At 38.6% G+C, this 20,860-nt stretch carries 25 protein-coding genes; 12 read left to right on the forward strand and 13 right to left on the reverse strand.

Annotated elements, in window-relative coordinates; all coding sequences use genetic code 11:
* The first annotated feature begins 100 nt into the window (after positions 1 to 100).
* From GJ691_RS13160 to pyrF, 7 genes are all read left to right on the forward strand, one after another.
* Positions 101 to 541, forward strand: a complete 441-nt coding sequence (locus GJ691_RS13160) for a QcrA and Rieske domain-containing protein (protein ID WP_154367617.1) — start codon at positions 101 to 103, stop codon at positions 539 to 541.
* Between the two features lie 59 nt (positions 542 to 600).
* A complete protein-coding gene (locus GJ691_RS13165; protein WP_179955120.1) occupies positions 601 to 1,005 on the forward strand; it encodes a thioredoxin family protein in 405 nt (134 codons plus the stop codon).
* The gene (locus GJ691_RS13170) at positions 1,002 to 1,997 is read left to right on the forward strand and encodes an FAD:protein FMN transferase (protein WP_343033488.1); all 996 of its coding nucleotides are present in this window, start codon (positions 1,002 to 1,004) and stop codon (positions 1,995 to 1,997) included. The genes GJ691_RS13165 and GJ691_RS13170 overlap by 4 nt, the downstream gene beginning before the upstream one ends.
* A 9-nt stretch (positions 1,998 to 2,006) precedes the next feature.
* Positions 2,007 to 2,216, forward strand: coding sequence for a DUF4266 domain-containing protein (locus GJ691_RS13175; protein WP_154367621.1), 210 nt, complete (start codon positions 2,007 to 2,009; stop codon positions 2,214 to 2,216).
* Between the two features lie 57 nt (positions 2,217 to 2,273).
* On the forward strand, positions 2,274 to 3,554 hold the full coding sequence (locus GJ691_RS13180) for a DUF3570 domain-containing protein (protein ID WP_154367624.1): 1,281 nt from the start codon (positions 2,274 to 2,276) through the stop codon (positions 3,552 to 3,554).
* A 130-nt stretch (positions 3,555 to 3,684) separates the two neighbouring features.
* Positions 3,685 to 4,761: a peptide chain release factor 1 gene (gene prfA, locus GJ691_RS13185; protein WP_154367626.1), complete on the forward strand. Its 1,077-nt coding sequence runs from the start codon at positions 3,685 to 3,687 to the stop codon at positions 4,759 to 4,761.
* A gap of 100 nt (positions 4,762 to 4,861) precedes the next feature.
* Entirely contained in the window at positions 4,862 to 5,683 is an 822-nt protein-coding gene (gene pyrF, locus GJ691_RS13190; protein ID WP_154367628.1) for an orotidine-5'-phosphate decarboxylase, read from the forward strand.
* 4 nt (positions 5,684 to 5,687) lie between these two features.
* Here pyrF and GJ691_RS13195 read toward each other — a convergent pair whose 3' ends face one another.
* Positions 5,688 to 5,882 carry a hypothetical protein gene (locus GJ691_RS13195; RefSeq protein ID WP_154367630.1) on the reverse strand — a complete coding sequence of 65 codons (195 nt, stop codon included), beginning with the start codon at positions 5,880 to 5,882 and terminating at the stop codon, positions 5,688 to 5,690.
* A gap of 227 nt (positions 5,883 to 6,109) precedes the next feature.
* Here GJ691_RS13195 and GJ691_RS13200 point away from each other — a divergent pair, with 227 nt between their 5' ends.
* A complete protein-coding gene (locus GJ691_RS13200) occupies positions 6,110 to 6,895 on the forward strand; it encodes an alpha/beta fold hydrolase (RefSeq protein WP_154367780.1) in 786 nt (261 codons plus the stop codon).
* Positions 6,896 to 7,282: 387 nt separating this feature from the next.
* Here the strand turns inward: GJ691_RS13200 and GJ691_RS13205 are convergent, their stop codons facing one another.
* From GJ691_RS13205 to GJ691_RS13215, 3 genes are all read right to left on the reverse strand, one after another.
* Complete coding sequence (locus GJ691_RS13205; RefSeq protein ID WP_154367632.1) at positions 7,283 to 7,990, reverse strand: DUF4197 domain-containing protein; 708 nt, start codon at positions 7,988 to 7,990, stop codon at positions 7,283 to 7,285.
* Positions 7,991 to 8,006: 16 nt separating this feature from the next.
* Positions 8,007 to 8,858, reverse strand: a complete 852-nt coding sequence (purU, locus tag GJ691_RS13210) for a formyltetrahydrofolate deformylase (protein WP_154367634.1) — start codon at positions 8,856 to 8,858, stop codon at positions 8,007 to 8,009.
* 104 nt (positions 8,859 to 8,962) lie between these two features.
* Positions 8,963 to 9,352: a hypothetical protein gene (locus GJ691_RS13215; protein WP_154367636.1), complete on the reverse strand. Its 390-nt coding sequence runs from the start codon at positions 9,350 to 9,352 to the stop codon at positions 8,963 to 8,965.
* Between the two features lie 106 nt (positions 9,353 to 9,458).
* Between GJ691_RS13215 and GJ691_RS13220 the strand changes: the two genes are divergently transcribed.
* Together GJ691_RS13220 and GJ691_RS13225 are read left to right on the forward strand one after the other, a co-directional pair.
* On the forward strand, positions 9,459 to 9,914 hold the full coding sequence (locus GJ691_RS13220; protein ID WP_154367638.1) for an Lrp/AsnC family transcriptional regulator: 456 nt from the start codon (positions 9,459 to 9,461) through the stop codon (positions 9,912 to 9,914).
* A 259-nt stretch (positions 9,915 to 10,173) separates the two neighbouring features.
* Positions 10,174 to 11,586, forward strand: coding sequence for an alpha/beta hydrolase family protein (locus GJ691_RS13225; RefSeq protein ID WP_154367640.1), 1,413 nt, complete (start codon positions 10,174 to 10,176; stop codon positions 11,584 to 11,586).
* Here the strand turns inward: GJ691_RS13225 and GJ691_RS13230 are convergent.
* Positions 11,573 to 12,310, reverse strand: a complete 738-nt coding sequence (locus GJ691_RS13230) for a DJ-1/PfpI family protein (protein WP_154367641.1) — start codon at positions 12,308 to 12,310, stop codon at positions 11,573 to 11,575. The genes GJ691_RS13225 and GJ691_RS13230 overlap by 14 nt on opposite strands.
* 7 nt (positions 12,311 to 12,317) lie before the next feature.
* Positions 12,318 to 13,520 (reverse strand): MDR family MFS transporter, encoded by a 1,203-nt coding sequence (locus GJ691_RS13235; RefSeq protein ID WP_154367643.1) that lies wholly within the window; start codon positions 13,518 to 13,520, stop codon positions 12,318 to 12,320.
* Positions 13,521 to 13,736: 216 nt separating this feature from the next.
* Here GJ691_RS13235 and GJ691_RS13240 point away from each other — a divergent pair, with 216 nt between their 5' ends.
* Positions 13,737 to 14,399: a DUF1684 domain-containing protein gene (locus GJ691_RS13240; protein WP_154367645.1), complete on the forward strand. Its 663-nt coding sequence runs from the start codon at positions 13,737 to 13,739 to the stop codon at positions 14,397 to 14,399.
* 71 nt (positions 14,400 to 14,470) lie between these two features.
* Here GJ691_RS13240 and GJ691_RS13245 read toward each other — a convergent pair whose 3' ends face one another.
* From GJ691_RS13245 to GJ691_RS13275, 7 genes are all read right to left on the reverse strand, one after another.
* The gene (locus GJ691_RS13245) at positions 14,471 to 15,715 is read right to left on the reverse strand and encodes an ammonium transporter (protein WP_154367648.1); all 1,245 of its coding nucleotides are present in this window, start codon (positions 15,713 to 15,715) and stop codon (positions 14,471 to 14,473) included.
* Positions 15,716 to 15,738: 23 nt separating this feature from the next.
* On the reverse strand, positions 15,739 to 16,077 hold the full coding sequence (locus GJ691_RS13250; protein WP_154367650.1) for a P-II family nitrogen regulator: 339 nt from the start codon (positions 16,075 to 16,077) through the stop codon (positions 15,739 to 15,741).
* A 129-nt stretch (positions 16,078 to 16,206) separates the two neighbouring features.
* Complete coding sequence (locus tag GJ691_RS13255; RefSeq protein ID WP_154367652.1) at positions 16,207 to 17,214, reverse strand: outer membrane beta-barrel protein; 1,008 nt, start codon at positions 17,212 to 17,214, stop codon at positions 16,207 to 16,209.
* 113 nt (positions 17,215 to 17,327) lie between these two features.
* The gene (locus GJ691_RS13260; protein ID WP_154367654.1) at positions 17,328 to 18,608 is read right to left on the reverse strand and encodes an ammonium transporter; all 1,281 of its coding nucleotides are present in this window, start codon (positions 18,606 to 18,608) and stop codon (positions 17,328 to 17,330) included.
* Positions 18,609 to 18,637: 29 nt separating this feature from the next.
* Entirely contained in the window at positions 18,638 to 18,976 is a 339-nt protein-coding gene (locus tag GJ691_RS13265; RefSeq protein ID WP_154367657.1) for a P-II family nitrogen regulator, read from the reverse strand.
* 239 nt (positions 18,977 to 19,215) lie between these two features.
* Entirely contained in the window at positions 19,216 to 19,590 is a 375-nt protein-coding gene (gene crcB / locus GJ691_RS13270) for a fluoride efflux transporter CrcB (RefSeq protein ID WP_154367659.1), read from the reverse strand.
* Between the two features lie 95 nt (positions 19,591 to 19,685).
* Entirely contained in the window at positions 19,686 to 19,865 is a 180-nt protein-coding gene (locus GJ691_RS13275; protein ID WP_154367661.1) for a hypothetical protein, read from the reverse strand.
* A 467-nt stretch (positions 19,866 to 20,332) separates the two neighbouring features.
* On the opposite strand from GJ691_RS13275, the gene GJ691_RS13280 reads away from it, so the two are divergent.
* On the forward strand, positions 20,333 to 20,719 hold the full coding sequence (locus tag GJ691_RS13280) for a pyrophosphohydrolase domain-containing protein (RefSeq protein WP_154367663.1): 387 nt from the start codon (positions 20,333 to 20,335) through the stop codon (positions 20,717 to 20,719).
* The last annotated feature ends 141 nt before the right edge of the window (positions 20,720 to 20,860 follow it).

The raw sequence follows: 20,860 nt of genomic DNA on the forward strand, positions 1-20,860 counted from the left end.
TGAGCTGAATAGGGGTTGCTCGTTGAGTAGTTGGCCGACTTTATGATTTCTCTTATACGATTCATTTAAATAAGACGTTGATAGTAGTAAAACCAATGCTATGGAAAGAAAGGAATTTCTAAGGACTTTAGGGGCCGGTGCCGCTTTTGCGTTGACTTTTCCTTGTTTACAAGGATGTTCTAAGGATGACGAGAACGGGGATAAGGTCGAAACGCCCACAGGAATTGATTTTACCATTGATCTCAACTCTACCGAAGGTCAGGCATTGGCCGAAAATGGAAGTTTTATTTTAAAGGAATTGGTGGTCGTAGTGAAAGATCTGGATGGTAATTTCGTTGCTGCAACACAAATCTGTAGCCATGAGTCATATGATCAAGTGAGGTATCTAACCAATGACGGGGGTATCTTCTATTGCGATGTCCATGGTTCAAGGTTCGCATTGGATGGGGAGCCTTTGAATCAAGTTGATAGTACTACTGCCAAACCCTTGAAAATCTATAATACCGAACTCAATGGGGATATACTTCGGGTTTATGAATAGTCCTAGTTTAATCTTAATACTTTTTTAGTTTGAAAAAGTTGTTTTTTATTTTGTTTCTAATGAGTTCAATTGTTGTTTCTGCCCAAGATTGGCAGGCCGACTATGCCCATGCCGTATCCATTTCCCAAAAAGAGAACAAGCCTATTGTCCTTGTTTTTTCCGGGTCAGATTGGTGTGCCCCTTGTATTAAATTGGAACGTGATATTTGGCAATCACAAGAGTTTATTAAATATTCCAAAGAGAACTATGTGCTTTATAGAGCCGATTTCCCTAGGAAAAAGAGCAATCAATTGCCTCCGGAAATGGCTCAGCAGAATAGTAAATTGGCGGAAACCTTTAATCGTAATGGTTATTTTCCTTTAGTTGTGGTCTTAAACCCGTATGAAGAGGTCCTGGGGACTACCGGTTATAAAAAAATATCACCGGATCAATACATCTCAATGCTAAACTCATTTATAAAGTGAGAAAACTGCTCCCCCTGTTTTTTGTTTTCTTCTTCGTTATAGGCTTTGGCCAAGAACGAAAATATGTGACCGTTCATAAGACCCAAAAATTAATGGGAAGTCGTTTTGATATTACGGTGGTGGCTGCAAATGAGGAAATCGGATATATTAATATAGATGAAGCTGTAGCTGAGATAAAACGTATAGAAAAGTTGATTTCTTCATGGGACCCCGATTCGGAAACTGCCCTGATCAATAAAAATGCTGGTATTAAACCCGTAAAAGTTAGTCTGGAATTATTTAAGCTTATAGAACGTACGAAACAGATATCTGAAATTACCGATGGTGCCTTTGATATTTCATATTCCTCAATGGATGGTATTTGGAAATTCGATGGTAGCATGACCAATATGCCTACTAAGGATGAAATAAAAAAATCGATGGCCAAGGTCGGTTATGAACAAATAATATTGGATTCGAATGAACAAACGGTATTCTTAAAACAAAAAGGAATGAAAATTTCTTTTGGGGCCATTGGTAAGGGGTATGCCGCTGATAAGACCAAAGAATTATTGGTGTCTAAACAAGTAGTGGCAGGTATAATAAACGCATCTGGCGACCTTACTACTTGGGGTACAAAAGCAAGTGGTGAAAAATGGTTGATAGGAATAGCTAACCCTTTAAGTAAGGATAAGATCTTTTCGTGGTTGCCCATTGTTGAGTCTTCGGTCGCTACTTCCGGTAATTACGAAAAATTCGTCATGTTCGATGGTAAAAAATATACCCATATCATAGATCCGCGAACGGGTTACCCCTCACAAGGAGTGAATAGCGTATCTATTTTCTCTAAAAGTGCCGAACTCTGTGATGCCTTGGCTACAGCGGTTTTTATTATGGGAAAAGATGCCGGTCTCTCTTTGATCAATCAATTGGGGGGTACTGAGGTGATCTTGGTAGACAGTAATAATAAAATACATAAAAGTAGTGGTATCCTATTCGATAATAATCCATAATTTTAAATCATGAAAAAAATCGTATTTCTATTGGCATTTGCTGCTTTATCTACCTCTTGTGTGGTGGTTAGGGAATATGATAAAGTGTACCTGAATGATGAGGAAATGGTCTTAAGTGCCAAAAGTTCTGAACGTTTTGAGACCAATTTCCAAGTGTATCGTGAAGCTGCCGCAGGTGCAAACGGAGGTAAATCCGGAGGAGGTTGTGGTTGTAACTAAGTAAGATTGGGATTCAACTTTTTAATAAAAGCGCCGTTATATAATTCGATATTTCTTTTGAAAAAGCTAAGTGTACTATTTCTCTTTTTGGTCTTCAACTTGGGTCTTGCCCAGGAAGATCCGTCAAATGCCTATCAAAAACGGGTTCTTGAGGCTGCAGAGGTTGATTTGCTCTTCAGTTATTATAATCAAGATGGAGAAAACGCTGCGGTAACAGGTGGGGAAGGAACCGAGGAATTAACAGATGCCACATCGAGTATTGTGGTTAAAATGCCATTGAACCCTGATGATGTACTTACAGTTGATGTGGGTATTTCGGCCTATTCGTCAGCATCCTCAAGTAATATAGATCCTTTTGATAAAGTTAGTAGTACAGCGAGTCCGTTCAGTGCCTCTTCCGGTGCATCACAAAGCGATGCTTTGGTGCATTTTAATCCTACCTATGAACATAGTTCCAAAGACAGGAATTCGGTTTATTCGGCACAAGCATACGTGTCTAGGGAATACGATTACTTTTCCATTGGTTTCGGTGGTGGGTATACACGCATGTTCAATGAGAAGAATACGCAGTTAGGTGCAAGTTTTCAAGTTTATTTGGATAGTTGGAATCCCCAATACCCAATTGAATTACGGGAAGGGTTCTTTGATTCGCGTATAACGGGTACGGGTACTTATGATCCTGGTTTTGTGGAGTTCGATGATGAGACACGAAATACGTATTCACTTTCTTTAAGTTTGTCTCAGATTTTGGGCAAACGGGTGCAGGGTTCTGTTTTTATGGATTTTGTGAGTCAGAGCGGCCTGTTGAGTACACCCCATCAACGGGTGTATTTCAGTGATGTCAATGATTTTTTCATTGAGGATTTTCAACTGGCCGATGGTGTGGAGCGATTACCGGATTCCCGTTTTAAAATTCCTATCGGGGCCCGTCTTAATTATTATATGAACGATTTGATCGTACTACGTGGTTATTATCGTTATTATTCCGATGATTGGGGAATTACTGCGCATACCGCAAGTTTGGAGGTGCCCATTAAGTTGAATGATAAGTTTACGCTTTACCCGAATTATCGTTTTTATAGCCAGACAGCGGCCGATTATTTTTATGGGAAGGAAATTGCGGTTTCCACCCTTGATTACTACACTTCCGATTATGATCTTTCCGCCTTCGATTCCCATCAATATGGCATGGGGGTACGTTATAAGGATATTTTTGCAGGAACCAAGGTTTTTACTTTCGGTTTAAAGACCATTGATCTACGTTTTAATGCATATGATCGTAGTGACGGCCTCTCTTCTTATATTTTTAGTCTAGGCACTACTTTTGTTGCGGATTGATTATTATTTTGAGGGTTTTAAGTTCCCTTTTTTATAAAACCATTGTTTATAAACTAATGTGCTTTAAGGAAATGGGTTTTAAGGCACATGTGTAAATTTATCGTAAATTCGCAGCAATACAGGAAAGAACATGATTGATAAATTAAATATAGTAAAGCAGCGTTTTGATGAGGTTTCAGACCTCATTATTCAGCCCGATGTGATCACGGATCAGAAAAGATATGTGCAGCTTACAAAGGAATATAAGGATCTTAAAAACCTAGTGGCCAAACGGGATGCATATATAGAGCTTACGAATAATATCAAAGAAGCCGAGGAAATTATTTCTGATGGTAGTGATGCCGAAATGGTGGAAATGGCCAAAATGCAGATGGAAGAGGCGAAGGCGGCATTTCCCATATTGGAGGAAGAGATAAAATTCATGTTGATTCCCAAAGACCCCGAAGATGCAAAGGATGTAGTGGTAGAGATACGTGCCGGTACCGGTGGAGATGAGGCGAGTATTTTTGCGGGAGACCTTTTTAGGATGTATACCAAATACTGTGAGAGCAAAGGTTGGAAAACCAATGTCATTGATTTAAGTGAGGGCACGAGCGGAGGCTATAAGGAAATTCAGTTCGAGGTCAACGGGGAAGATGTGTACGGAACCTTGAAATTTGAAGCCGGTGTACATAGGGTGCAAAGGGTGCCTCAGACCGAAACACAAGGCCGGGTGCATACCAGCGCCGCTACGGTAATGGTACTGCCAGAGGCTGAGGATTTTGATGTTCAGATCGATCCCAAGGATGTGCGAATAGATTTTTTCTGTTCTTCAGGACCTGGGGGGCAATCGGTGAATACCACTTATTCCGCAGTACGACTTACCCATATTCCTACGGGTTTGGTCGCTCAATGCCAAGACCAAAAATCCCAGCATAAAAACAAGGAAAAAGCTTTTAAGGTACTTCGATCAAGATTGTATGATCTGGAGTTGGCCAAAAAGCAGGAGGAAGACGCAGCTAAAAGAAATTCGCAGGTAAGTAGTGGTGACCGTTCCGCAAAGATCAGGACTTATAATTATCCACAAGGAAGGGTTACCGATCATAGAATCGGATTGACTCTTTATGATCTTCAGAATATCATCGATGGTGATATTCAAAAAATCATTGACGAGTTGAGTTTGGTTGAGAATACAGAGAAACTGAAAGAGGCTTCTGAAATATTTTAAGGGGTCCTCATTTTTTATGTCCGGTCGGGTGCAGTCGGGAATTTTCAGGACTTTACATTAAATATAACCTCTCGACTGCATTCGAGGGTATTTTTGGATCATGACTACCGAGCACTTAATTTCAGAGATTCACAAGAAACAATCCTTTCTATGTATTGGGTTAGATACCGATTTGGAGAAAATACCCCCTCATCTTTTAGAAGAGGAGGATGCCATATTCGCTTTCAATAAGGCAATAATCGATGCAACCCATCATTTATGTGTGGCTTATAAGCCGAACACCGCTTTTTATGAAGCTTATGGCATAAAAGGGTGGAAGGCACTGGGCAAGACGATTGCTTATTTGAATGAAAACCATCCAGAAATTTTTACCATAGCCGATGCCAAGAGGGGTGATATTGGGAATACATCAACACGATATGCGAAGGCTTTCTTCGAGGAGTTCGGTTTTGATTCTATAACCATAGCGCCTTATATGGGTAAAGATTCCGTAGAACCATTTTTGGCTTTTGAAAATAAACATACGATCTTGTTGGCCTTAACATCCAATGAAGGGGCGTTTGATTTTCAAACCCAGAAAGTGGATGGCGTACCTTTGTATGAAAAAGTGCTTCAGACTTCGCTTACCTATAAGAATGCAGATAATTTAATGTACGTGGTCGGGGCCACTAAAGCAAGTTATCTTGCTGAAATTCGTAAAATCGTTCCTAAAAGTTTTTTATTGGTGCCCGGAGTTGGTGCCCAAGGAGGTAGTCTTAAAGAAGTATGCCATTTTGGAATGAACCAAGATATTGGTTTATTGGTAAATTCTTCTAGGGGTATTATTTATGCTTCAAAAAATCGGGATTTTGCATCACAAGCCGCACTGAACGCAGAGGCGTTGCAGCGACAAATGCAGGAAGAGCTAAAATCAATGGATTAGAGATCTATCCTAGTTCTTCCAATCTTCTTTTGGTCTTTTTTGCCTTTAGCTCAAAAAACTCTCCCAATTTGGTATTACTGTATTTGATGTTCGAGGCTCTTTCCATAAAGCATTGATATTGATATTCCAATAAGGTTATGGCTTGTTTGCCGGCTAAAATAGAAGTTACCGATCCAACTTTGCAATATTGATTTTCCATAGTGTGTACGTGTTATATTGAATATACGTGCTAATTATGATTATAGATGTTGTAAAGCCTATTGATTCTTAATTTTTTAGATGATTTATCTATTTATTAACAATTATGTAATGTTGTTCATAAAAACATAACGAAATCGCTGTTAAAAAAATCCTTAATATAGCTTTGCTTTAAAAAGATTTAATACATTGCACAATTCCTTAGAACGGGACGCTCAGAGAACACTATTGTTAAACTACTATACATACTTACACAAAGAATCGACCACTTGGGTGACTTTTGTTCATGGAGCAGGAGGCAGTTCTTCCATTTGGTACAAACAAGTGCGCGAATTTAAAAAGCACTTTAATATATTGTTGTTGGATTTAAGGGGACATGGGGATTCAAAACCTTCCTTAAAGGATGCCTTTAACGATAAATACACTTTTGATTCCATTACACACGATATAGTAGAGGTTATCGATCATTTGAAAATCGAAAAATCACACTTCATAGGTATTTCCTTGGGAACCATTCTTATTAGAAACCTTGCTGAAAAATATCCGCATAGGGTTGAGAGTATGGTAATGGGCGGTGCAATTATGCAGTTGGATATTCGTTCGCAGATATTGATCAAGTTAGGAACCTTATTTAAATCTATAATACCTTATTTATGGCTCTATAAGTTCTTTGCATTTATTATTATGCCCAACAAGAACCATAGGGAATCGCGTTCTCTTTTCGTTAGGGAGGCAAAAAAATTATATCAGAAAGAATTTACCAGATGGTTTAAATTAACCTCGGAAATAAACCCACTTTTACGTTTGTTCAGGGCAGTAGATACAAAAATCCCCACATTATACGTAATGGGAGGGGAAGATTATCTGTTTTTGCCCGCAGTAAAGAAAATCGTGCAAAACCATACGGCTTGTAGTTTGTTGACCATTGAATATTGTGGTCATGTGGTCAATGTGGAACAACCTCAGATATTTAATAGAATGGTCATCTCTTATGTGGCCGATACGACTAGGTAGTAGGTAGTTCTAAGAACTAAATTATCACTTCTTTTTCCCTAATCAAATTCCATATCCTTTCTATCTAGGGTAAGTTGAAAATATATTACCCTTAAGATTTGATGTGGATAATAGGGCTGCGGATGCTTGTTTTTACTATATGTCGATTCCCAAAAGATTTACGCGAAATTGATCTATAGGTCAGGGAATAAAAAAAAACCGATGCTCCCACCGGTTTTTTAACTAACTAACTCAAAAAATTACTAACTCAAATAATTCTGTACAAAGGAACTCAAAATATTACGACCTCTTAGTTAAATAAAGATTAGTAATATGTTAAAACTCTCCTTTCTTTACCAACGGGTTTAATTTACTTTTAGTATAATTAAATGTATATATATTTAAGAATCAATCCTGTAAGGTGAAAACCTTTCGCAGCAAGTCCGTAGTTCGGGATCCTACTTTTGTCCTGATTTCCTTTTCTTCTACGGCAATCATTGTATATACCCCGTCCAATGCCTCGTTGGTAACATAGTCCGTAAGGTCCGGATTTACTTTTTTAACAAGGGGTATACTATTATATCTAGTAATTAGGTTACTCCAAATTTGGTCCGCACCCACTTTTTCGAAAGAATTTTTGATTACAGGGTTGAACTTTGCGTACAAAGCGGTTTGTGTAGCATTGGTCAAATACTGGGTCGCAGCATCATCATTGCCCATTAATATGTTTTTGGCATCATCAAAGGTTATTCCTTTAACGGCATCTACGAATATTGGGGTTGCTTCACTAACAGCGTCTTCCGCAGCGCGGTTCAATACTTTTAGTCCTTCATCGGCCAAGTTGCCCAAACCAATATCCCTTAAGGTTTTGTCAACTTTCTGAAGCTCTTCGGGCAATACTATTTTTACCAATTCATTTTTAAAGAAACCATCGGTTTTGGTTAATTTGGCAACCTGTTTTTCAATGCCCATATTCAAGGCTTCCCTAAGCCCTTCAGCTATTTCAACATTACCGATGCTTGTACTGCCTTGGGGCAATTGGTCGATAACCTGTTGTAGTTCGCCACAGGCTATAAGATTTAAAGAAAGGAATAGAACGATTATCTTTTTTTTCATAGTATTTGTTTTCAGATTAAGAGAATATTACGGTTTTATTGTTATAGACCATGGTCTTTCGTTTTACATGTAACTTAACGGCCCTTGATAGTACTATTTTCTCCAAGTCCCTACCTTTTGTAATAAAATCCTTTATGGTATGGGTGTGGGTAACGGTGGTTACATCTTGCTCGATAATAGGCCCGGCATCAAGTTCCTCTGTAACATAATGGCTAGTGGCTCCAATAATCTTAACGCCTCTATCAAAAGCCGCATGATAGGGTTTGGCCCCGGCAAATGCAGGTAGGAATGAGTGATGTATATTGATTATTTTATTAGGGAATTCACTGATCAATCTGCTGCTGACAATCTGCATGTAACGGGCCAAAACAATAAAATCGACATTGTGTTCCTTAAGCAATTCCAATTGCCGTTTTTCGGCTTCTTTTTTGGTGTCCTTAGTGACGGGAATATGATAGAAGGGGATATTGAACTGTTCTGCTATATATCCTAGGTCTTTATGGTTGCTAATGATAAAGGGAATCTCAGCCCGTAATTCCTCGGAATGGTACCTGCTAAGTAGATCATAAAGACAGTGGTTGTATTTGGAAACAAATATGGCCATTTTAGGTAAAATACTATCTAAATGCAAGCTCCACTCCATTTGGTAGGGATTGGACAGGGAAGATTTGAACTCTTCTTTAAACCTTTCCAGATTTAGTGAATTGTCATCAAAATCACTTTCCAAGCGCATAAAGAAAACATTGGCCGTTTTGTCAACATGTTGGTCCAGGTAAATGATATTGCCACCTTTTGCATGGATGAAACCTGTAACCGCACTAATGATTCCCGATTGATCGGGACAATGAATAAGTATTGTGGTTTTCAAACTCGATAATTTTTAAAGCCCAAAATTAGAACTAAAAAAGCATCAAATTAGTATGATAATGTTGGTTTTTTATTGTGGGCAATGCTATTATGGCATATACAGACTTAATATGGGAAAGAAGCGGTCCATTTTGTGAATGATTTCCTGAAGCTTTTTATTTCTTTTCTCAGTACGTTCAGGTATTCCTTTTCATGACCATCTCGCTCAAGTCCTATGCAATAAGAATTGATGTTCTTTAGCATAATATTTATAAAGGAAATATTCCTCCTTTTTTCATCTTTGGAAAGTGACCATTCGGTTTGGGCTATTTTTTGGGGAATCAATATGGCATCGGTCAATAACGAGTCAGCAACAATGTCCCGTAAACTATTGGAAGTATATAGTTTTAAAAGGTCTTTATTGAAGGTGACATAAGAGGCAATTGCCCTACTTGTGGCACAAAGCTCAAGAGCCTTTCTGTATACCGGTACATGTCTCAAATTTTTCTTTGGCATTATTTCCGTAGCAATTAGAATAGAATAAAGTTACGCTCCATTTTACAAGATTCAATTTGGAATATAAGGTAAAAGTGTATATTTACTTAATAAACGAAATAATTATATGGCTTATACTTTAAATAGTGCTATTGATGAGCTAAATTGGCGCATACTGGGCTGCCTACAGGAAAATGCGAGGGAATCTTTTGCAAGTATTGGCCGAAAAGTGGGGCTCACCCCACCCGCTGTGGCCGAAAGAATAAAAAAATTGGAAGACCTTGGTATTATTAAAGGGTACAAGACTTTTCTTTCCCATACCTTAACAGGTCATCAACTAAAGGCGATCATAACCCTTAAGGCATTTATGGGTAAATTAAAACCGTTTTTAGAAATAGTAAAGGGTTACGATGAGGTCATAAATTGTTATAGGGTTACAGGAAATGAGAACATTGTTATGGAGGTTGTGTTGAAGGATCAATTTCATTTAGAACGGTTTATTGATAAGTTGATACAGTTCGGGGAGACCAGAACACATATTATTCTTTCAGAAGTGGTGTCGAACGCGTCAATTGTAAAGTAGGGTTTGTTGATATTCGTTATTTTCGGTGAATCAATTTGGCTACCAATGAATTTATCATTTATTTTAGGATATGGAGATGGATAAAGTCAATGAATACCTTCAGATAGCCATAAAAAGGGCCTTTAATGCCAATGAAATAAAGGTCGCGTATTCCGAGGGAATAGAAATAGGAAATATCGGGGAATAAATCTTATTTCAACATCCTTAATTTTTATCTTTGAGATATCTCTTTGGCGAGATTTTTGATAATTGATTTGGTATGAAAAAATATTTTTTCCTTTTCGTTCTCTGTTCGGTATATGTATCAACGGCCCAGCAATTTACTTTTAGAAAAGGAGTTGTCATAGATTCCGTTAAGGTCAATGATACCATTCCGGAAAGTTTCGCCCTTTATTTGCCCACAAATTTTGAGGTGGGTAAACCAACCCCGATTATTTTTGTTTATGATGTCAAGGGCAGGGGAGCTAGTGTCGTGAGGATGTTCTCAATGGCCGCTGAGGAAAATCAATATGTGATAGCAGCTCCCAATAATGTTAGTGATACGCTATCCTTAAGTGAAAACGTTCTTGTTTCGAAGCGCTTGTTCCAAACGGTCTTCAATATCTTCAAAATCCAGAACGGAAGGGTTTATACCGCCGGCTTTGGTGGTGGGGCCCGTATGGCTTCACTCATGCCAACTTTTTTCAGCCAAATTAAAGGTGTTGTTTCCTGTGGGGCCGGTGTTGCCAATAGCGAAGTCCTATCAAGTAAGAATCCTTTTCATTTTATTGGGATCGTTGGGGTAAAGGATTTTAATTATCCCAATATGCTCAGGAGTAAAAACCTATTTAAAACATTGAAGTTCAAGAATCAGAATTTGATATTTGACGGTGGCCACCAATGGCCACGGCAGGAATTGCTTTCCGAAGCAATGGAATTACTCACTATCGGGGCAATGGAAGATAAAATCATCCCAAAAGATTCAGTTTTTATAATGAGGACGTACATGGAAAATCTGAATAGGTCCAATCAACTTATTTCAGAGAACAAACCTTTGGATGCTTATCGAAAACTTGAGGAGATCATTGAGGTTTATAAGCCATTGATTGTTGTTGATTCTTTGAAGAACAGTTTAAAGGCTTTGAGGAGAAATACGGTATATCGAAGTCAAAAGCGAAATGAGACCGCTTTGTTTTTCAAGGAAGACTTAATCAAGTCTGACTATGATTATGCTTTGGGAGAAGATGTTTTTACTTATAATTACAATAATCTTGGTTGGTGGAAATACCAAATAGACGAGTTAGGGAAGTATAAAAAAAACCCGAATGTATATGAGCAATATATGGGGGTTAGACTCAAGTCTTATTTAGATGCTTTGATCGATGATAATATTGATTTAATACAATCTGATACCGTTGTTGATGAGGAGGCTCTGAATTTTTTATGGATGTTGAAAACCATAACCACCCCAGAGGAATATGCGAACTACCTTAAGGTGATATCGATTAATGCCAAGGTGGAAGATTTCGGTACGGCCCTTTTTTATCTTGAGGAATTACTTAAGATCGGCTACGATAATGTTGATGAGCTCTATGCTTTGGAAAATACCGCGCTTTTGAGGATTACACCGGAATTCAATGAATTGGTCGATAAATACCTTAAAAAGGCCCGTTACGATATTATTGAGGAATAAGTTTGGGAATCTTTGTAAGGTCCCAATCTATAACCAATCCTTTGGCAATAGACTCCGCTATTTCCTTGCCGTATAAAATCTCGCATAAATAAAGTGATGCCTCAAAACTTTTGGCCCCACCTGCAGAGGTAATGTACTTATCATCATGAACGAATAAAACGCTGTCTTTTACATTTAAATGGGGAAAGGTCTTTTGGTACAATTCAATATCACTGGGGAATGTCGTGGAAATTACACTGTCCAACAATCCGGCTTTGGCCAAAACAAAAGCCCCATCACAATGGGAGGTCATGAACAGGGCTTCCTTATCCACCTTGTGAACAAATTTCAACATAACAGAGTCTTTCAGGTCAGTATCCAAATGATGTTCGGCACTGGGAACCACTAAGATATCTATTTTGGGAAGCTTATCCTTGGTGTAATCATAATCGGGTAAAATACGCACTCCTTCAAAAGTTGTAATGGGTTCCAGGGTATTGGCAATAGTGAATGTGTTCATGGCCTTTATTCCCTTTCTGAATTTAGTGTGTTGAAAGATATCATAGGGTGCGGTGAATTCCGTATTATACGTGCCGTTCATTATAAGAAAGGCAACATTGTAATTGTTGGGGTCTACTACCGGGAAATGCCTGGAACTTTTTTCGGTAGGTCCTTTTTCGGTTTTCCTCGGATGGCAAGCCGTGGAAATAAGGCATAGCAATAATAAAGCGTATATGAATCTCATTCGTTTTCTATTTGTTCTTTAGGAGTACGTTTTTTAAAAGTAAAAGTAGCAATATACCCAATATACATACAACGGTAATACCGTACCATGTAATTTCATATCCAAAATGGGCAATACTCTGCATACCGGAATTATGACCGAAGATATGTGCCAAAGAGAAAGAAATGCTGTAAAGGGCCATATATTCACCTTGGTTTCCCCTTTTTGCACGATCCATGGCGAATGCATTGGAAAAAGGGAATGCTATCATTTCACCTATGGTCATTAAAAGCATGCCAATCGCCAATACACCGATCCACGAAATCATATTGAGGATTAGAAAACTTAGTGCGGTCAATACAAGTCCGAAAATAACATTCGATATTTTGGACCAAGCTCTACTTTCCATGAATTTGATCAAAGGCATTTCAAAGACAAAGATGAAAAAACCATTAAGGGCAAGAAGCATCCCTATCTCAAATTCGCTCAATGCATGTATATCACTATAGTATATCGGCATGGTAGAAAAATATTGCACAAAGGCAAAACCGAACAATACCATCGCGGCAATGAACACTAGGAACTGGGAATCCCTATATGCCGATTTTGGAGATTGATGGTGCACTACATCCATCACTTTTGATTTTTTTGGATGCAGAATCAAGAAAAGTAGTGAGCCGGCGATCATACATGTAATGCCATCGACCCAAAAAAGTCCCCCATACCCCAAAGATGTAATTATGATGCCCCCAATTGCGGGTCCGGCCGAAAATCCCAAGTTGATGGCCAAACGTATTAAAGTCACTGACCGTGTTTTGTTTTCGGGTCGGCTATAAGCGCTCAGGGCAACGAATACAGCTGGTCTAAAAGCATCGGCAATGGCCATAAGTATGAATATGCCAATGCATATAGGCCAGAAACCTTCCAGAAATTGAACACCGATAAATAAAAAACCTGTTGCAACAAGGCTAGCGAGCATAACCTTGTAATATCCTATTCTATCGGTCAACCTTCCTCCGATCCAAGTACCGGCCAAAGATCCCAAACCGAAACTGGTCATTATACTACCCACGTTTTCCAAACTGAAACCTAAACTTTCTGTAAGGTAAAGGGATAAGAACGGTATAACCATTGTGCCGGCCCTATTCACCAATGTGATCAATGAGAGCCACCATACTTCTTTGGACAACCCTTTAAAAGAGTTAATGTATTGGGTGTAAAGTCTTTTCATTTTTCTATTAAAAAAAAAGCCCTGATGGGTTTGTCATCAGGGCTTTATAATGTTATAAATGTCTATTCGATTTTAAACATAGCAGCGCTGGACCCATTTTTTTGGATACAGATTCACGTATTTATAAATCGATTTTTGTCTCATAAGTTGTTCAAATGAAGAGTAAAGCTAATTAAAAATATGATATGTTGTATTTTTGATCTTAAATTCATGATTATGAAGCATACATTCTTATTGGTATTTTTAATAATGACTTTGGTAAGCTGTAAACAAGGTAAAAAATATCATGATGAAAGTAAGGTTGTATTGGACGAAATAGTAGATACAACCCTTAAAGGTGTATTGGGGTTTCAGGAAAAGTTGAATGAAGAATTCAAGGACCCGGAGACATCTCCATTACCAGATCGCTATCGAAAGGATTTTATAGGCCTCGAATTTTTTGAGCCGGATACGAATTATATTGTTAAGGCAAAGTTTGTACTTACCCCGGATGCTTTACCGTTTTTAATGCCTACAACGACGGAAAGGGAATCGGAAGAGACCGTGTATGGTATTGCATATTTTCAACTGAATGGGGTAGCGCATCAATTAGAGGTGTACCAGAATAAGCAATTAATGCTTGAGGAAGGATTCGAGGATTATCTTTTTCTTCCTTTTACGGATCAAACGAACGGGCAGGAAACATATGCAGGGGGTAGGTATATTGATTTAAGGATTCCTGAAGGTGATAGCTTGACCATTGATTTTAATAAGGCGTACAATCCTTATTGTGCCTATAATAAAAAGTATTCCTGCCCCCTGGTCCCTAGTGTAAATTCATTGGATACTAAGGTTTTGGCCGGGGTGAAGGATTTTAAGAAAGGTAAGGGTAAATCATAAAGGGATTAAATTTCTTAATGTTCGTCTATTAAAAAAAGGAGCGTTTGATAAACGCTCCTTTTTGTTGGGTTTTAATGTTGGTTCATCCTAAAATCAGGATAGGCATCCATTCCGTGTTCGTGAATGTCAAGGCCTTCAATCTCCTCTTCTTTAGAAACTCTTATTCCCATAGTTTTCTTAAGGGTGAAGATTATGATAAAGGCAGTTAGGCAGCAGAATATGCCAGCTGCCGCTACACCTGTAAGTTGATATAGAAATTGGCTTATGCCTGCCTTGGAGCCAAATAAGCCCACTGCCAATGTTCCCCAAATACCACAGATAAGGTGAACGGTTACCGCACCCACCGGATCATCCAGTTTTACACGATCGATTAAGGCAACACCCAAAACGATGATGACGCCGGCTATCAATCCGATCATAATGGCTTCAAAAGGGGACATAAGGTCGGCCCCTGCTGTAATACCTACCAGACCACCCAGGATTCCGTTGAGGAACATGGTCAAATCAAAGTTTTTGTATAAAACCGTTGAGGTGAAAAATGCAGAAACCCCACCAGCTGCAGCGGCTAAACTCGTGGTAACTAAAACCAAAGATGTTAGTCCGGGGTCTGCAGAAAGTACCGATCCGCCATTAAAACCGAACCAACCTAGCCATAATATCAGCACTCCTGCCGCGGCCATGGGTATATTATGACCGGGAATCGCAAGTGCTTTTCCGTTTTCGTCAAATTTTCCCAATCTTGGGCCAAGAAGTATAATGGCTATCAATGCGGCCCATCCACCAACTGAATGTACTAGTGTTGATCCTGCAAAATCATAAAAACCTGCATCTTCGCCCCCGAGGGTAGAAAGGAATCCGCCTCCCCATTGCCAAGAACCTACGATAGGGTAGACCAAGCCAACATAGAAAATTACGAATATCATAAAAGCCCCTAATTTAATTCGCTCGGCCACAGCTCCAGAAACTATTGTTGCTGCCGTTGCCGCAAACATTCCTTGAAAAAGGAAGTCTGTCCAATAGGTATATCCCCCATCTGCATAAGCTGGGGTTAGGCCATCTTCCCCAATATTTAATCCAAAGCCTCCAAAGCCAAGAAACCCGTTAAATTCTCCGGGATACATTAAATTGAATCCTCCTATGTAATAAAGTAAAAGGCCTACACATATGATGAAGACGTTTTTAAAAAGTATGTTTATGGTGTTCTTCTCCCTGGTAAGACCGATCTCTAAAAATGCAAATCCTGTATGCATGAAAAAGACTAGAGCGGTACAAACCATCATCCAAACATTGTTTGCTGTAAATAATCCTGCGTCCATTTTATTCTAGTGTTTTTTTGTTTTTAATTGATTCCGGCATGGCCGGCTTCCTTCGTTCGAATTCTGTAGGCTTCGGTAATTTCCGAAACGAATATTTTTCCGTCGCCTACTTTGCCGGTGTAGGCAGATTCAAGAATGGCTTCTAAGGTTCTTTCTAAAAATTCGTCTGAAATGACAATTGATAAATACCTTCTTTGGATATCTGCGGTACTATAAGAGATTCCCCTATATACGTGACCTTGTTTTTCGTTACCAATACCGGTTACATCCCAGTAACTGAAGAAGTTGACTTCAACCCCATGTAACGCTTTTTTGACATCGTCAAATCTAGATTTTCTAATAATCGCTTCGATTTTTTTCATAATTGTTCTGTTTTATTCTAGGTTAGAATTATAAATATAACTAGTTCATTGTTAGATACACAAAAACCCTGACATTTCTGTCAGGGTTTTGTCTCAACTTAAACTATAATAAAATCAATCAACTATATTTTAGAACGAATATATTGCTGCAATTAAGAATGATGATAAACTTTTGGAAGCTGCACCATCTGCGTCAAAATAAGGCTCAACATCGCTACCCCAAGAATCCAATCTGATTTCTGGCTTAATGACTAGGTTTTCAACAGTATAACTACCTGTTATGGTAGCAGCGAAAACGCTTGGGTCATCATCGATAAAATCTGAACGGGTTGAGAAATATTCACCTCTTAGACCAATTGAAAAATCATCGGATGTTGCCAATTGTGGATATAGTGCCACACCGGAGAAACCTTCACCGTCATTATCGGCATAGGCTGCATTGATTCCTAAAAAGAAGTCATCAGATAAATCAAAACCTCCAGTATAATCTACTTCAAATCCTAATACTTCACCTCCGTCATAATAGAAATTCAAATACTGGCCAGAGTAACCCAATTGGGCACCGGCAGAATAAACTCCTGTTAAGTTGTTATTAGTGTCGGTAACATTCATTAAAGCCAACATTAAGCTAAAATCATCGGAAAGGGCGAAATCAGCTTTTAATCCAACATGTGAAAAAGGTCCGCTAGAGAATAGGTAAGAAGTGCTGTAGTTGAAGTTGCCAACCGGTGAAATTACTTCGTAACCCAAGAATGTGTTGAATCTACCCATGGTCAATGTAGTGGCATCGGAAACATTCCAATATGCATATAATTGGTTAAGGTTATATCCTCCTGTGGCGGACTCGCCTCTTGGACCAAAAGTTACATCGGCTACAGCACCGGTTTTTTCCCCTTCATAGGTTGCAATAATATTGGCCATACCTAAAGCAAACCCTAATTCATCGGCAAATGAGGTGCCGAAAGATTGTGCTTCAGTATCAGATGCACTTAAGTTGGTTTGGTAGTAAGCATCTACGCTTCCGCTAATGGAAACTTTTTTAGCTTCTTCCTCTTCTTGGGCAAAAGTTGCTGTTGCTGAAAAAAGAATAGCAAGAAAAGCTAGATTTTTTAAATAATTTTTTGTCGTTGTTTTCATATGTTAAGGATTTTGACAGCCCTTTTATTTGTGGGTTATCAGTTGTTGTTTATTTTTTTAGTTGAATTTTTATGTAACGGAGCATACGTGGTATGCTCCGTTTTTAGGTAATCTTAGTGAGAGTTCAATCTAAAATCAGGATAGGCTTCCGAACCATGTTCGTGAATATCCAATCCGTCCATTTCCACTTCTTTGGAAACTCTTAATCCGATGGTTTTCTTTAAGATGATCAATACGACGAACGTACCAAAGGCGGCCCAAGCGATGTATGCTAACGAACCGTAAGTCTGTACCCATAGAAGGCTGGCACCACCACCGTAAAGCAAGCCGCCATCCAAGGCAAATACACCAACTAAAACAGTACCAAGGAAACCACATACACCGTGTACGGAAATGGCACCTACTGGATCGTCAACATGAAGTTTTTTGTCAATGAATTCAATTGATAATACGACCATTATTCCACAAACTAAGCCAATTGCCAAAGCACCCCAAGCACTTACAGCTCCACAACCAGCGGTAATTCCCACCAATCCGGCCAAGGCACCGTTCAAGGTCATTGATACATCTGGTTTTCCATATTTCAACCATGTAAGAAGTAACGCGGATACCGCCCCTATTGCAGCGGCAAGGTTGGTGTTGATGATGACACTACCTGCAGCGATGGTATCGTCACCACCCCAGGCCAATTGGGAACCACCGTTAAAACCGAACCATCCTAACCAAAGGATCATGACGCCAATGGCGCCAAATGGGATATTGTGTCCTGGTATCGCTACGGCTTTACCATCTACATATTTACCGATTCTAGGTCCTACCATGATAGCGGCTACCAATGCAGCTCCACCACCAACGGCGTGTACTACTGATGAACCTGCGAAATCGATGAAACCTGCGGTGTTCAACCAAGCGTCATCATCGAAAGGCCAGTACCAACTTCCGGATATGGGATATATCAATGTAGTTAATACTGCGGATAAGATCAAGTAGGTAGAAAATTTTGTTCTACCGGCTACGGCTCCTGAAACAATCGTGGCCGCGGTAGCGCAGAATACGGTTTGGAAGAATAAATTGTACCAATCCGAGGCGCTAAAAAAGAAATAACCTTGGTCAGCTGGGCTAGTTCTAAAGAATCCTCCCATTACCAGATCGCTACCATACATGATGCCGTATCCTACAGCCCAAAACATAATTGAACCGATACAAAGGTCCATGATGTTCTTCATTATTATGTTACCTGCATTTTTACTTCTGGTAAAACCTATCTCTACCAATGTAAAACCTGCTTGCATAAAGAAAACCAGCACTGCGGCTATTGTAATCCATAATGCACCCATGTCGCCGTTGATAGTTTCAACAGCTTTATCCAATGCTTCTTGTTGTATTTCTGTCATAATTTTTTGATTTAGTGGTGATGGTTATATTAGTTGATGCCGGCGTGTCCGCTTTCTTTAGTTCTGATTCTGTACGCTTCAACTACTTCTGAAACGAAAACTTTACCATCCCCTACATTACCGGTATAGGCAGCATCCAATAAAGTGGCTACTGTTCTTTCTGCAAACTCATCGGAAACCACGATAGATAAATACCTTCTCTGGATGTCGCTGGTGCTATAGGATATGCCTCTGTACACATGTCCTTGTTTTTCATTGCCAACCCCTGTTACGTCCCAGTAACTAAAAAAATTGACCTCAATTTGATGTAAGGCTTTCTTTACTTCATCAAATTTTGATTTTCTAATAATTGCTTCGATTTGCTTCATAATTTGTCGTTTATGGCGCTAAATGTATATTATTTCATTTTATACCCATAAAAAAATGGGGGTATATTGATAATTATTATGATAATATCAAATTAACCCCTAAAAAAATAGGGATGGGTTAAAATAAAAACAAAAAATTGACGTTTGGTCATCTTTATTGTTGAATATCAGGTAGGGGGAGATGTAAAGAATAGGTTAGAACCTTCTTTATAAATGGAATAAAAAAGAAAGGATGGGTGTTAGTGAATAAGTTTTGCTAACCAGAACCCAAGTAAAACGGCTAAAATGCCCAAAGTAATACTAGAAAGTGTGTAAAAGGAAAAGTGTAGTATCTCTTCTGCTTTGATCAAGGAATGGTTTTCAAATGCGAAAGTGGAGAAAGTGGTAAAACCACCACAAAACCCAGTAGTCAATAAAAGGGTTTGGTTTTGGGTAAGGAAATTGTTCTTTAAAGAGAGACCGAATACAAGGCCAATGATAAGACAGCCGATAATGTTGACGATAAAGGTGCCTAAGTAAAAGTTTTGAAAAAAATCGTTGAAGGTTCTTGATATAAGGTATCTAAGCATACTACCTATTCCACCTCCTAAAAAAACAAGTAATAATTGTTTCATTCGTTTTTTACGTTCAAATTCGAGGCTATTGGAACCTGGAAAAGAAAAGAGGGTTCTTGCGGCTAAGGCTCGAAATTTTTGTTAAAGGTGAAAAACTAAACGGCCTTTTTGTAATCTGAAGTAGAAATATCCAAAGGGTATATCTTCGAAATTTTGGAATCGGCATGCCTGCCATTTGGTGTGCTTTTGCTTTTGTTGGCACTGTAAAGGCTAGTAAGAATCATTGCTATATTGATGAAAATCAATACAAAGACCAGAGTTAAAAATGTCGTCATGAGTTGAGTGCTTTAGTACAACAACGCAAAATTAGGTTGTTTGGTATTATATACGGGATAAAATGCCTCAATTGTTGTCAAAACGATGATTTTTGTGGTATGCGCAATTTTAGTATTAATTTTTGAGCAAAAACTTAATAATGAATAGGATTGTTAAAAAGATTATGAAGATTATTCCTACCCATTTAACACCTTTGTAATTTTTGTTGTGGAGTTTTTTGTCTTTTTTATAGGTTCCGGTGATGATTATGGCAAATACGATTATAAATAGAATGGCAAAAATCAATTGTCCTGTACTGAACATAATGGTTAAGGTAATTAGTTGTTCATTATTTAAAAAAGAGGATGGTTTTTGTGTTGTTGGGAACTGCTTTTAATTGCTTGTGTTGTTCTATTGTGAATAAAATCTTTCACGAACTTATCCTTTCTTTTATATTTTTAAGCAAAGCTAAACTAAATATAAGGATATGAAGCATAAAATAAGCGCGGTGGAAATTTTTCATAATTCTTTCGGTCTTGGAGTGTCATCTGAAATGAAGGCCGATTTGGGAGAACAGAAGAATAGGTTGAGGTTTAATTTGATGGATGAGGAGAACAAGGAATACCTAGAAGCGGCGAACAATAATGATTTGGTTGAGGTTGCGGACGCCTTGGGCGACATGTTGTACATATTATGTGGTACCATATTGGAACATGGTATGCAATATAAGATAGAAGAGGTCTTTGAAGAGATACAAAGAAGTAATATGAGTAAGCTAGGTGCCGATGGTAAGCCCATTTATAGGGAAGATGGAAAAGTACTTAAGGGGCCGAATTATTTTAAGCCCGATATTCAAAGTGTCCTTGATAAATGATCATGGGTATAATAAAAGGATGTTTTTGGTTTACTGACTTGTGGTCATGCCAAAGCCAAAGTAGTCGGTTTTGTTATAAAAGAGTGCTATACTCCAGATTGGAGTGTAAATGCTGGGTTCAGTAAGCCTTCCTCACCTTAG

The organism is Maribacter luteus (assembly GCF_009674825.1).
Taxonomy (GTDB): Bacteria; Bacteroidota; Bacteroidia; order Flavobacteriales; family Flavobacteriaceae; genus Maribacter_A; species Maribacter_A luteus.